This window comes from Candidatus Bathyarchaeota archaeon, from assembly GCA_026014685.1.
Taxonomy (GTDB): domain Archaea; phylum Thermoproteota; class Bathyarchaeia; order Bathyarchaeales; family Bathycorpusculaceae; genus Bathycorpusculum.
Window position 1 is genome coordinate 17,899 of the sequence record JAOZHW010000022.1, and the last position, 13,685, is coordinate 31,583.

The following is a 13,685-nucleotide window of genomic DNA, read 5'->3' on the forward strand; positions in this document are numbered from 1 at the left end:
TCTCGGTCACTTGTTGAACAGTATTTGTGTCGAACATGTTGCTATGAATGTTTAATTAATACGCTATATCCAGAATATAATAATAGGCGCAAGTGCTAATATATAATGAGCCGTAATGTGGGGATGAGATCAAAATGAAAGAAACAATCTGTTATCTAATTGCTTCATTACTGGTTGTTTTCATTTTGGTTTCTACAATTTCCTCGTGTTCTATTATTTCCAATGTAATTATTTCAACGTCGGGATCAATTTACTGCGGGCCTTTGCATGGAAATCCTGCCTATGATTATACTATGGTTGCGAATTCAACTGCTTACTATATTGTAGCCAAAAACGGCTCTTTTATCTATAGCAACAATAGTCCAACAACTACGCTTTTACAGATAGCTACTAAAGCGAACAATGGCGGTTCCGTTTACATTAATTGTTCATTTACAATAACAAAAAACCAACCTTTAAGTGGTCTAAATAATGTCACTTTCGTTTTTGACCCAAATAGTACATTAACAATGGGTGATAATGTTGGCAACACGGTGGCTTATACAGCCGTTTTAGATTTCTGGAATAGCAATAACATCAAAGTTATTAATGCCACAATTAACGGAAATTCTGCCAATCAAGGCGGCAAGGGGTCTCATACTCAAGGGATTTCTTTCCATGATTGCAATAACTCGGTTGTTATTGGGGCTAAAATTACTGATGTGAGAATGTTCGGGTTTAATATCCACGACAGTTTAGCGCGTCATAATTCTAACAATGGAATTATTAACAGTACAATACTTCGAAGCGGCTGGAATGATATAAACTTGGGAGAAGATAATAATACAATAGGGGCTTACGCGATAAATAATACGGTTGGGTATTGTAGTGATGTTGGGATTGCAACGTATGGTTGGAATTGTGAAATCTCTAACAATATCGTTTTAGGTGTTAATAATACTATAGGTGGCGGTGGTTCCGCTCACTATGGAATAGCTGTTGAAGATGGTGGGAATAACCTAATCCAAAATAATACAGTAACTGGTTGTTCAGTTGGCATAATTCTCGGCACAGGCTCACCTACGCGATCAAACTTCGTGGTCTCCAATAATATTGCCAATTGTATTACCGGCATACACTCTTATCTTTCTTCTGGTGATGTTATTACTAAAAACAACATTGTAAACTGGGGAGCTGGCTACACTGGTTTAGCAATATACATATTAAACGAAGACAACGACATCATCTCCTTTAATACGATGGTTTTTAACAATGCAAATGCGGGTGGAGCATGCTCACTTTCAAACGTAGCTAACGTTGCCTTTTGCAATAATACAATTATTATGCCAGTTTCTGCGCCTGACAGTTTAGGTGTTGCATTGGATAACGCTTACTCATGTCTAATTCAAGGAAATTCTGTTCAGGCGTTGGCTGGAATTCTGGTTTCAAGCTCATGCAATAACAATAAAATTAACAATAATAGCGTTAATAGTACATATCCCTTGATCAATAATGGTGTTGCTACAATCATAAACCCCTTAACTTCTTCTACGTACAGGCTTATTTTTAATAATATCTACGATAGCAGCTCACGAGGAACTTATACATACTCTAAATCAATACAAATTACAATTAGTTCAACAACATTAGATGGTTCGCTGAATGTTAATGGTGTAAATGTAACATTAACAAGTGGCTCTTATACACTTTTGATGAATGCGGACTATTTTGTATATGCTTTATCCGGCACTGTAACAATTACACCTTAGGCAGTTGTTAATTTGTTCGGGTGTACTTATTAGTCCATGGGATTCATCTAACCTGGCTAAATTAATTATGGATTGGATTCAATGAGAAAAAAAAATCTGTTTATTATACCTGTCTTCTTGACATTTATATTTTTATTAGTTCTTTTCCTGAACGTTCCTTTATTGCGGGATATTCTTGTATTTTTCTATTTATCATTTGTACCTGGCTTTGTCATTGTAAAAACTTTTATCAAAAAGGAAATCGGTCTTATATATTTCTTTTTATTTTCTGTAGGGTTAAGTATATTTGCTTCCATGTTGCTCGGGCTTTTAGTCAATGCGATTTATGTTTTTGCCGGTATTTCTAAACCTTTATCCGTTCTTCCTTTATCTGTAGTCATTTCAGTTTTTACTTTAATCTTTTCCGTGATCGGTTATTACCGTGATTTTTCATCAGATATTGCTTTTTCAATTGATTTTAACGTAAAAAGGCACCTGCCTCTGGCTTTTGTCTTAACACTCATTCCTATACTTGGTATTGTTGGCGCATTATACATTAATGTTCTAATTATGATAACTTTATGCATAATAATTTTCTTTTTATGTATTCTCTGTTTTACTTCTAACAAACTTGTTCCTATCAAACTTTATCCGTTTATAATTTTTTCTATATCGATTTCAATTCTATTACTAAATTTACTCATGTCAAAATACGTTATAGGCGATGATGCGAATCTTGAGTTTTTTGTTTTCAGAATCAACCAGATTAGGGGTTATTGGGGTCCTATTGATACTGGAGTAAATTCTTGGACTGCCATTAGCTATAACTCTATGTTATCTGTAACTTTGTTGCCAACTTTTTATTCCGTTTTGATGACAATAAAAACTGAGGTTCTCTTTAAGATTTTATATTCTTTCATCTTTTCTTTAGTGCCAATAGCCCTTTACCAGCTTTTTAAAAGAGAGAGTAGTACCTCCATAGGATTATTGTCGGCACTATTTTTTGTTTTTACTTATAGTGCGTTTTTCGGAGAATTAATAAGTGTTAACAGACAGATTGTCTCTGAATTTTTTTTAGTTCTCTCTATTTTAATCTGGATTGATAAGGCATTGCCTATTAATGAAAAGAGACTTTTGCTCATCGTTTTTGGTGCTTGTATTGCAGTTTCGCACTATTCACTTGCTATTATTTATTTAGTTTTTATCACGCTTGTTGTAATCATTTCAAGTATTAAATCAAAATTCGATGACACATTCAACGCTCCTACTGTTCTGTCTATTTTCGGCATTACATTTCTATGGTACATGTTTAGTGCCGGTTCAACTACGTATTCTACCTTAAATTTGATTGTAGACACGATTCGGCGGGCTTTTGCTCAATTGACCAACTTCCAACTGGCATCTATGACTGCTGGTAATGTTAGCTCTATTTATGGTCTTCCAGAAGTTTTCACAACGGCAAGTTGGATTAATTTAGTTGTGACTGGTTTAGTTACACTTTCATTAGCAGTCGGCGTTATTATCGTTATATTGCTATCGAGAAAGCTCGGTATTTCTGATAAGTACAATTTAGTGTGTGTTTTTTTTGCAGTCATGTTTATTGTTTCCTATTTTTTTCCTTCAATTGCTGCGACCTTAAATTTCACAAGATTTTACGCTATTACTTTCTTATTCTTGTCTATATGCATCCCTATTGGCGCTCTAAGCTTAATAAAATTCGGTCAAACGATATTAACGGGAAGAGGTAAGAACCTTAAAAATAATCTCTCATCTCTTAGCAATCATGGCCGAATTTCCATGTTTCTTGTCGCTATACTCTTGGGTGCTTACTTCCTCTCTCAGACAGGATTTGTAAATTATGTTACAAATGGCGCAATTCATTCATCAACTTTTGATTATTATAAAATTAAAACATCGTCCCAGTCTTCGTATCAGATACAGTTCTACGAATCTTATACTCAAGACCAAGATGTTTCCAGTGCGATTTGGCTATCAAAATTTCTAAATTCTTCCTCTTCTCGCGTTTACTCTGATTCAATAGCAGGGCGACATGTATTAGTCAGCCAGGGCTTAATAAATTGGAATCGAATTTTATATTTGACCAATACCACGGAGCCAGATCAAGGTAGCTTGGTGTATTTGAGTGGTTTAAATATTGTTAATGGTCTTGTCCCTTCAGATGATGCTGTATATAATTACTCTGAAGTATCTTCCGCTTTCAAAGAAAGCCATTTAATCTATTCAAATGGTAACAGCGAAATATGGTGTCCTCCAAAAAAGAATTAAAACTATAGAACCATCTGATTTGTTAATTGAGTGTGATTCGATTTGGAGAAAAAAGTTACATTGGGTTTATGTGTTAAGAATGGGTCTAGAGTTGTAAAAACAGCTTTTGAGAGCATTTCAATTCAAGATTACCCTCACAACTTAATGAAGTTGGTAATTGTCGATAACGGTAGTACCGACGACACTTTATCGCTAATCTCTGATTTTGCGCAAAAGACCGATATACCAATATTAATCACTTCTAGCAAAGGAAAAGGACTTGCAGCTACAAGACAAATTGCGCTTGACTATGCCGAAGGTGATTATATTTTATGGGTTGATGATGATCTTGTGCTCAATAAAGATTATGTTAGAAATCAAATTTGTTTTATGGAAAAAAATGACAAAGTAGGCGCAGCCCGAGGGTTTTATAATAATTTTTCAAATGAATCTGTATTAGACATTCTTGATTTCTTGTTTTTATTACAGCCAAAAAAAATAAATTATATTGGCACCGGTGGCTCAATTTTCCGTTTAAAGGCTTTAAAAAAAGTCGGTGGTTTTGATACAAAGATTAGGGGTGCGGGCGAAGATATTGATATTTCTCTACGAATTATGAAATCAGGCTGGATATTGGCTACTAATACCTCTGCTAGATTGCATAATAGACAATTAAAAACATTGAAAGTATTATGGAAAAAAAATCTTGGATATGGCTACGCAAATCATTTTCTTTACCAGAAACACAAAGACTTGCAAATAATACTTAGATTCTTTCCGCCATTTACTCTTTTAAGTGGAACAAAAATGGCTGGCAAAGTGTATAAACTTGTGGGTATGCGCAAGGTCTTTGTTATCCCAGTTATTAACTTTTTTATTATTTCCGCACAAGGCTTAGGTTTTATACGTGCTCAAATGGATGGCTATGGACCTTCGTTTACCTGATGTCTAACTTTCGGCAGTGGTTTTTACCTTTTTTACGCTCTTATAATATAATGTTTAATTCGATTATTAACCGTAAATTTCTTTTAGAAAACGTTGATTCTTAAATTCATTTCGAAAAGAAAATATTGATGCTTTAATAACGGGTGAGTACTTTGATTAAATCAAAAGCTGATTACGACTTTTTTTTGGAAGCGGATAGAATCGCTCTTAGCAAGGATTCCTGTAAACGACCTGCAATTTTTGGCGATGAAATTTGGAAATTTCAACGTTTGCTAAGAAAAACAGAATATTATCAAAATTGTAAAAAAGATTTCTTATCACGAATTTATCTTGCTTATTTGATATTTAAACTTCACCGATTAAGTCTTACTCTGGGCTTTGACATTCCTAGAAATGTCTTCGGACCTGGTTTGTCTATTGCTCATCGTGGAACAATAATTGTCAGTGGCGCAGCTAAAGTAGGTGAAAACTGTCGAATAAGTGTCGGCGTTACTATTGGAACGAGTCCAACAAACGATGAACCTCTAGTTCCTAAAATTGGAAATAATGTATTCATTGGTCCAAATGCTGTGTTGGTAGGTGCAATTGAAATTGCAGATGGTATTGCAATTGGTGCAAATTCGTATGTTGATAAGTCTTTCACCGAAAAAGACATTACAATTGCTGGATGTCCCGCTAAAAAAATATCTAATAAAGGCCAAAAGGCAGCGTTTGGGCGCGCTACAGAGATTTTGCGGGAAAGAATGTGCAAGTCTAGAAAACCTTAAGAAGGAAACATTGAATGCAAACCGAATATCCAAAGGTTGCAATTGTAATACTTAATTGGAATGGTTTAGCTGATACTTTGGCATGTCTAGATTCTCTTCAAAAAATTGATTATCCCAATTATTCCGTTGTAGTCATTGACAATGGTTCAAGAAATAATGAAGCAAAGGTCATAAAAAACAAGTACAGTATATTTATTAAGTTGATAGAGGAAGAGACGAATCTTGGTTTCACTGGTGGATGCAATGAAGGGATTCGTTGGGCCCTTACCATTGGAGCTAAATACGTTCTCCTATTAAATAACGATACAATCGTAGATTCAGGCTTTTTAACAGAATTGGTTAAGGTTGCAGATAGTGATGAACGTGTAGGGATAGCGGGTCCTAAGATTTTGATTTATGAGAAACCTCATCTTATTTTTTCGACAGGTGGTCAAATAAATTTTAAAACAGGACTTACTCGCCTGAATGGAAAATATCAGATTGACGATGGCAAATTTGATGTGCTTAAAGAGGTTGATTTTGTCGCAGGGACTGCTCTTCTTATAAAGGTAGATCTTATTAGAAAAATTGGTCTCCTCAGCGACCTATATTTTGCTTATTACGAAGAAACTGAATGGTGCGTAAAAACAAAGAGAATAGGATTTAAAATTGTTTATGTACCGACAGCTAGAATTTGGCATAAACTTGATCCACACAAACGGGCAGAAAGTGAACTAGAGATGTATTACATGACTCGAAATCGAATTATTTTTGTGAGGCGTAATTCCAGCAGTTTTCAATTTCTTGTTTTTTCCCTTTTCTTTTTTGCTACTGACTTGATTATTCAAATGAAAAATAAACTTTTTTTAAAACCTTTTTTGTTTATTGCCTATCTTAAAGGTATTCGAAATGCTTTATTTTTACTTCCTTATGTAAAAGATGTTTAGGTTTGTTACTTTACCGATATGTAAAAGAGCCAGCTTTAGACTATTTAAATGAGAATAAATGAGTGGTTTGCTTTCAATTGTCTTTTCAAAAAATTGTTGTTCCTAAGATATTCGGTATATGGAGAGTCAAAAATGCGGATTGAATGGTACAGGCAAACGATATTACTATTAACTCTATGTTTCATTATAGTTCCTTCACTTGTCTCAGCATCAGTAATGGACGATGCAATATCAGCAATCTCAGTGGCCAAAATCCAACTTGTTAATGCCTACGAATTGACTCTGCAATTGGAACAAACTGGGGGAAACATTACTGAATTAACTTTAACTCTAAATGAGGCTGGTTTATTACTTTCTAACGCAGAGCACGCCTACTCAATCGGCGATTTAGATGCTGCAAAAAACTTGGCAATTCAAAGCCAAAATTTACTCGAAGGTTTTGCCGATAAAGCAGGTGCTCTTAAAGAAGAGGCTTCTCAACAAGCAGCTAACGATTTTTGGTTTAAAATTATCTATCCAATTTTTGGTTCTTTTGCAGTAATCGCTGTAGGGTTCGCTGTTTGGTATCTCTTAAAAAGGAAGTACGATGCTTCTGGAGTGATTGAAAATGAACCTTAAGAATTATAGAATTGTTTTTATCGTCGTTATTCTGTTAGCGGCGTTGTTTGTTGCTTCACCAGCGATACAAAAGGTCTTGGTTTACCCGCCTGCACAGTCTGCTTCTTTTAGTGAACTTTGGCTTTTGGGTCCAGAGAAAAAAGCAGAAAATTATACTTCTTCTATTTCTCGTAATGAAAATTATACGGTTTATTTAGGGGTCGCCAACCAATTGGGATCCTGCGCTTATTATCGTGTTGACGTAAAGTTATGTAACGCCACTCAGCAGCCCCCGAGCAGTTTTAATCGTACCGCAAGCACTCAGCCGTCTCTTTACAGCATGAACCTTATTGTTCCAGACAAAGGAATCTTAGAGATGCCTCTTTCTTTTTCATTTAACTATACTTTCGATGAGATGTTATATCAGATAAATTTTGTTGATTTGACTCTAAATGGTTTGCCTCTGAATCTCGAGGGGTATACCGTTGCTTGGACTCCACAAAGCGCTTTCTCAGTTGATCTTATCTTTGAACTCTGGATATACAATAGTGCAACCAACGTTTTCGATTATCACGAACGATATGTAGGTTTACACCTAAATATTGGCGAGTAGTAACAATACTTGTTTCAGAAGGAGAGGGCTTCGAAAATGAACAAAGATAGCTTTAGCTTTAAAGCTTTGCGCATAAAGTCCATCAGCCTAACGATAATACTCTTTACAGCTTTGTGTGCCGTCACAGCAATAGCTACTCCAACTATAACAAACAACAGCATCGCCCCTTTGGCTGATGTTTTGCCCCGATTCAACGTTTCCTTGTTCGAAGATACTTCCACACCGCTTATTGCAGGTGTATCTTTTAACCTAACCGTCAAAGCCATAGATGAATCCGGAGAAATAGACCCAAATTATAATGGTACCGTTAAATTTTCTTCAGATGACACCCTTGCCACCTTGCCTGAACCTACTAATCTCACAGACGGAGTTGGATTTTTTAATGTTACTTTGAGATCTATGGGTTACCGAACACTTAATGTTGTAGACATAGATGACGAATCTGTGTTTGGTTCTTTGATTGTGGAAGTTACTCCTTCTGAAGTTGTCAGTATTACAATAAGCCCGCAGAATGCTACTATTTTTGTCGGTGATTCTCAAGTTTTCACTGCTGTTGCACGTGATGAATTTGCGAACTATTGGGATGCAATCCCCGCTATATGGAGTATTGAAGATGGCGCTGGGGGATCTTGGAGCGGCGAACAGCTAAATAACTATACTTCAGCGTCTGTTGGTGAGTGGATAGTAAATTGTACCTATATGGATGTTTTTGGTCATGGGATTTCTAATACTACTACGTTGAATGTCGCTTTGAGGCCTCTTCACCATTTTGTTTTTGATTTTATTGGTTCTCAAAATGTAGGTCAACCTTTTAGTGTTACTATTACAGCCAAACACTCAAACAATGAAACGTTTTCAGCATATAACGGGGTAAACAATCTTAACGTTTCATCAGGAAACATAACTCCAATCCAAACTGGTCAATTCGAAAATGGAGTTTGGGTAGGTTCCGTAATACTTGACACACCAGGTTCAGATATAACAATAACAACATTTGACATCGATAACACAGCTATAGGTACAAGTAACCCATTCACAGTTCAAGAAGCTCTTCCTACTCCAACGCCTGAACCTTCAGTGACTCCTACACCCACGCCAACTCCCACTGTTACTCCAAGTCCCACTCCGACTGTAACTCCTACCTCGTCACCGACTCCGACACCTACACTGTCACCAACCCCTACACCAACTCCTACACAAAGCCCAACCCCCTCGCCAACAGCAACCCCCACGCCTTCACCGACCCCAACCCCATCACCAACGCCTACATCGACTCTTGTTCCAACTGTAACTCCAACACCTACACCCACTTCTACCCCTGTACCCACATCCGCTCCAACGGTAACTCCTACACCAAATCCAACAATCGCTCCCACGGAAACTCCCACATCCACACCTATTCCCACTTCCACCCCTGCTCCAACACAAACACCAACCACAACCGCCACACCATTGCCTACTCCTTCCCCATCACCTAAGCCGTCTGTATTGCCTTCAATAGGCCCCACCTCAACAACGATACCCGTAACCACATACACTGGGCAAATTGTGGACGTACTAGTCAGTGGAAACATTACTGCCTCTCAAATATCCCGCATCACAATAACTACAGAATCTGACTCCAAAACTGTTGTCTCCTTCACTCTTACAGGGGAAAGTGGAACTACAGGGTTTGCCAATTTTGTAATCCCAAAAACAGCTATACCATACGGGGCAAAACCTACCGTTTATATTGGTGGTCAACCTGCTCAGAATCAGGGTTACACCCAAGATGCACAGAATTTCTATGTATGGTTCACAACTCACTTTAGCACGAATCAAGTTGAAATATCTTTTTCTGATGAAGAAAATGTTTTTATGGTGTACTCTTTGTGGTATGTGTTAGTGTTTGTGTTGATTTTGTCGGTTATCTCTGTGAGTTTGTTTGTGATTTTTAGGTCGAAGGGGCAAGACAAAATCTAAAAAGGCAAGCAAGTTAAACATGTATTTTGTCAGGGTAAAATTATGCGGAAACGTGTTCTGGTTACGGGCGGAGCTGGCTTCATAGGTTCCCATTTGGTTCCTGAACTTCTAAAAAGGGGCTACGCCGTTGTTGCGCTGGATAATCTCTGTTCGGGCAATATGGAGAATCTTGGAGGTGTCTTGGATAGCCCTGATTTCACGTTTATTTTAGGAGATATTCGTGATTCTGAGGTACTCAAAAAAGCCTTTAGGGGCGTTAGCGGTGTTGTTCATTTAGCTGCACTGATAGATGTAGTTGCTTCGGTAACTGACCCAACCTCAACAAACGACGTTAACGTTGCTGGAACTTTAAATGTGTTGCAAGAGGCAGCTAACTGTAAGGTTGATCGGTTTGTTTTTGCTTCTTCTACAGCGGTTTATGGCGACGCTAAAGCTTTGCCAATTACTGAAGAGACAATGCTTGATCCGCTTTCACCTTATGCTGCGTCAAAAGCTGCTGGAGAAGCGTATTGCCGAGCTTTTATGCACAGCTATGGGTTGAGCACTGTGATTCTTCGCTTTTTTAATGTTTATGGTCCAAGGAACGAGAAAAGCCCCTACAGCGGAGTAATCACGAAGTTTTTGCGTCAAGCGATCAAGGGTGCGACGTTAAATATATTTGGCGATGGAGAACAAACACGGGATTTTATCCATGTCAGCGATATTGTAGAAGCCCTAATTTTAGCGCTTGAAACCCAAAAAGCAAGCGGGGAAACCTTCAATGTGTGCACCGGTATCCAGACAAGTATTAATGACCTTGCTGAAGCTATCTGCAATGTTACAGGGCGCACTTTAAAACTAATTCACGTGCCTGCGCGAGCTGGAGAAATCCGGTTTAGTCTCGGTGACCTTTCAAAAGCTGAGGAACAATTGCATTTTAAGCCTAAAGTGACTCTTCAAAAAGGGTTGGAATTGTTACTTAAAGCAGAAAAGAGCGAATAAAGATGCGGTTAGCTGTCACGGCTATCTCTGACCCTAAACAGCTTGATGCTTTAAGGGACAGTTTGGATGATTTTATGGAGAAGTGCTGTGAAAACCCGTTTTATTTGTCCTGTTTTCTCCAGCGGCAAATGAATCACCCTGCATTTGCCAATAATTCTACTCCGATGGTTTTGATTTCAAAGGTTGACGAGGTAATTGTTGGTGTTTTGCCACTGTTGCTTACTAAAAAAGCCGGTGTGCAATCTGCCGAGTTTCTTTTTAAATTCTATTTTTCTCCAGATTTCGTTTTCAACTCTAAACATCGCTCTGCTTCTTTGTCAGCTTTTCTTGATTACATATTCAATAAGTTGGGCTGCCGCCTTGTAACTTTTGACCTTCCCGCGGATTCACAGAACTTGGAAATTTTAACCCGAATATGTGACTTTTATTCGGTTCCTGTAAGTATAAAGAATGATACTTGCTTTGAGCATGCAGTACTTGAAGTTAGTTCCTCGTGGGATGAATTTCAAAAATCTAAAAGTTCCAATTTTAGACATAGGTTCAAAAGCATAGAAAAAAAGCTCTCCAAAGCCGGTCAGTGGAGTGTTTCTTGTTTTGAGGATGATGCTGATGAGTCAGCTGTGCTTTGCAGAATAATGAAAGTTGAGGAAGCCTGCTGGAAGCAAAATTGGCGACAAAACAATAATATGCACTTAGATGCGGATTTGTTGAACGTTTGGGGCGGTTCTAATACTGCAATCAAAACCTGTTCTGGTTTTAAGCGTTATGTCTGGTTTCTTGAATTAAATGGGCAACCTATAGCCTATAGTTTGGTTATTCAGTACAAGGGAACCGCCTACATCGCCAAGACTTCTTTCAATAATTCGTATAGACATTTGTACCCTGGGATTTATGTGGTCAATTCGGCGATCCGTGGCATATTCAATTCTGGTTCCGCGCAAACGATTGATTTTATGACTAATTTGCCTTTCTTAGAGATTTGGACTCATACCCGTTTGGTGCGAGTTAGACTTTTTTTATCAAAAGGGTTTGTGTTGAACTTGTTTAGGTCTGTTACACAGAATACCGCTCTAAGGAAGTCGATGGCTCGTTTGGTGCCTTCGCGTCTGCTCTTTTTGATTGTTTTATAAAATTAAGTTTATAGTTGGATGTTTTTCCAACTATGACTATTTTTTGCCGTTTTAGTTTTTCATAGCTTCCAGTGGGTTTCTTCTAACATTGCCTGACGTCATGGGGCGGAAGTGCACTGTTTTTGCGATTCGCCGCTTGTTTAGCCATCCCATGCGTGAGAGTTGATTTAGGTAGTTACTCTCTATGGCTCGGCATCTCCCCGTCTGGTTGGATACCGCTACGGCGTCGCATTCTCCTCTGGAGGCGACTACTACGTAGGTTTTTCTCAGGTGGTCTGGGAGGTTTATGAGTTCAGATTCTGCCACCTGTATTGGCTGTGGGGTCCAGTTGGCAAAGTTGTTCTCGATGTCATCGAGTCTTTTTCTCATGTACATCATTTCTTTGAATATCTGTTCAAGCACTGATCTTCTAACTATTTTTGTTCCTCTCCTTTCTCAGTTAAGCAAACAACGCCTAAATTGTCAGGATTTCTTTTAATGGTTTTTGAGAATTGGGTTTTAGTGTTTTGTTAAGTGTGCTTTGCACTATGCGAAGTGGAATTTGCCATTTTGCGAATGTAATTCTTTTGAGCGCTTGCTTGTCTGCTGGTTTTTTGGTTTTGGCTTTAGAGGTTTTTGTTGGCGGTTTGTGGGTCGTTTTCTGTTAGCAGTTAGGTTTGGTTGGGGTGTCTGTGCTTTTTTCTCTATAATCATTATTTTAGGGCTGTATACGCACTTTTGTATCTGCAATCGCGGGGGGCACACTGTTTGGGTATGTAGGTTGCTGCTGGTAGGTGCTGGCGAGTGTTGCATGTTGAACAAAATTTTAGCTCTAAAAGAATCTGAAAAAATTGGGTTTTTTTAGCCTGTTGCAACCAGAATTATCTGGAAGCCAAACGAGGTTATCCCCTGTATGTTTGAGACCGCCATCAGGACCAGTGTGGCCTGTGTGGATTGGCCTGGCATAAGCACAGCTGACTGTTTATCCCATGTCAGTACCAGTGATGCGGCTGCTTCGGTTGGGTTCCAGTTGGCTGTCGTCATCCCTAACGTGAGGGGTGCGTTTCCGGTGTTTTTGATGTATATGACTTGGTTTGCTGTTCCTCCTGGAGGAATGGCGCCCCAACTGATGGCTGACAACGGTGTGGTGCATGCGCTGTCGGAGTAGACTTTTAGGCCTAAATCTGCTGAGGTTTGTGCGTTTGTGTTGGATGATTTTACGATGGTTACGATTGTTCCTGAGGTGTTTAGGGCTAGGTTTTGTTGGGTTGCACCGTAGGTTGTGACGGCTAGTGTTAGGGAAACTAGGCATAGTGCGGTTACTAATGCGAATAGGCGTGTTTTTCGTTCTGCGCGTATTTTGCCTATTTTTGTTGTTTGCGTGATGGTGAATGTGATTGCGGTGATGATTAGTCTGCGGGTTTTTTCTAGAAGTGCTTTAGGTGTTTTTAGATCCATATTGATCGAATCAAAGATGACGGCTACAGACTAAGAGTTTTCATGTGTTTGTGGTTATCAAAAATACACTTGGCGCCCGTTTTGGGGCGTTGGGGTTTGCTTGGTGAAAGATGGTGGGGTTAGCGGCGTTTGCGTGATTTGTAGCCTAAGTAAATGACGGCGGAGATTAGGAAGGTGGCGTCGAGCATGTTTGGGAAGGAGGGGAAATAGACCCATTGGTTGAAGAATGTGATGAATTTTGCTGCGATGCCTATGGTGCCGCAGACAAAGATGACTAGGATGCAGTCGTGGGCGAGTTGGCTCCAGTTTTCGTGTATCTGTTTCATGTTGCTTCG

13 protein-coding genes are annotated in these 13,685 nt (G+C 38.6%); 10 read left to right on the forward strand and 3 right to left on the reverse strand.

The features are described 5' to 3' along the window. The first annotated feature begins 134 nt into the window (after positions 1-134). The 10 genes from NWE96_11210 to NWE96_11255 all read left to right on the forward strand — a co-directional run bounded on the left by NWE96_11210 (position 135) and on the right by NWE96_11255 (position 11,913). Positions 135-1,748 carry a right-handed parallel beta-helix repeat-containing protein gene (locus tag NWE96_11210; GenBank protein MCW3984541.1) on the forward strand — a complete coding sequence of 538 codons (1,614 nt, stop codon included), beginning with the start codon at positions 135-137 and terminating at the stop codon, positions 1,746-1,748. An 81-nt stretch (positions 1,749-1,829) separates the two neighbouring features. After that, complete coding sequence (locus NWE96_11215; protein ID MCW3984542.1) at positions 1,830-4,013, forward strand: DUF2206 domain-containing protein; 2,184 nt, start codon at positions 1,830-1,832, stop codon at positions 4,011-4,013. A gap of 42 nt (positions 4,014-4,055) precedes the next feature. After that, positions 4,056-4,937: a glycosyltransferase family 2 protein gene (locus NWE96_11220; protein MCW3984543.1), complete on the forward strand. Its 882-nt coding sequence runs from the start codon at positions 4,056-4,058 to the stop codon at positions 4,935-4,937. A 152-nt stretch (positions 4,938-5,089) separates the two neighbouring features. Then, on the forward strand, positions 5,090-5,704 hold the full coding sequence (locus NWE96_11225) for a serine acetyltransferase (GenBank protein MCW3984544.1): 615 nt from the start codon (positions 5,090-5,092) through the stop codon (positions 5,702-5,704). Between the two features lie 14 nt (positions 5,705-5,718). After that, positions 5,719-6,630, forward strand: a complete 912-nt coding sequence (locus NWE96_11230) for a glycosyltransferase family 2 protein (protein ID MCW3984545.1) — start codon at positions 5,719-5,721, stop codon at positions 6,628-6,630. Positions 6,631-6,846: 216 nt separating this feature from the next. Next, the gene (locus tag NWE96_11235; protein ID MCW3984546.1) at positions 6,847-7,248 is read left to right on the forward strand and encodes a hypothetical protein; all 402 of its coding nucleotides are present in this window, start codon (positions 6,847-6,849) and stop codon (positions 7,246-7,248) included. Then, complete coding sequence (locus tag NWE96_11240) at positions 7,238-7,840, forward strand: DUF1616 domain-containing protein (protein ID MCW3984547.1); 603 nt, start codon at positions 7,238-7,240, stop codon at positions 7,838-7,840. Before NWE96_11235 ends, NWE96_11240 begins: the two co-directional genes overlap by 11 nt. Positions 7,841-7,876: 36 nt before the next feature. After that, positions 7,877-9,802, forward strand: coding sequence for a hypothetical protein (locus NWE96_11245; GenBank protein MCW3984548.1), 1,926 nt, complete (start codon positions 7,877-7,879; stop codon positions 9,800-9,802). A 42-nt stretch (positions 9,803-9,844) separates the two neighbouring features. Continuing rightward, the gene (locus NWE96_11250) at positions 9,845-10,783 is read left to right on the forward strand and encodes an SDR family NAD(P)-dependent oxidoreductase (protein ID MCW3984549.1); all 939 of its coding nucleotides are present in this window, start codon (positions 9,845-9,847) and stop codon (positions 10,781-10,783) included. A 2-nt stretch (positions 10,784-10,785) separates the two neighbouring features. Continuing rightward, complete coding sequence (locus NWE96_11255) at positions 10,786-11,913, forward strand: GNAT family N-acetyltransferase (protein MCW3984550.1); 1,128 nt, start codon at positions 10,786-10,788, stop codon at positions 11,911-11,913. A gap of 51 nt (positions 11,914-11,964) precedes the next feature. On the opposite strand, the gene NWE96_11260 is transcribed toward NWE96_11255, so the two are convergent. The 3 genes from NWE96_11260 to NWE96_11270 all read right to left on the reverse strand — a co-directional run bounded on the left by NWE96_11260 (position 11,965) and on the right by NWE96_11270 (position 13,676). Next, positions 11,965-12,282 carry a hypothetical protein gene (locus NWE96_11260; GenBank protein MCW3984551.1) on the reverse strand — a complete coding sequence of 106 codons (318 nt, stop codon included), beginning with the start codon at positions 12,280-12,282 and terminating at the stop codon, positions 11,965-11,967. Positions 12,283-12,753: 471 nt separating this feature from the next. Beyond that, positions 12,754-13,350 (reverse strand): hypothetical protein, encoded by a 597-nt coding sequence (locus NWE96_11265; protein ID MCW3984552.1) that lies wholly within the window; start codon positions 13,348-13,350, stop codon positions 12,754-12,756. Between the two features lie 119 nt (positions 13,351-13,469). Next, positions 13,470-13,676, reverse strand: coding sequence for a hypothetical protein (locus NWE96_11270; GenBank protein ID MCW3984553.1), 207 nt, complete (start codon positions 13,674-13,676; stop codon positions 13,470-13,472). Positions 13,677-13,685 lie beyond the last annotated feature (9 nt).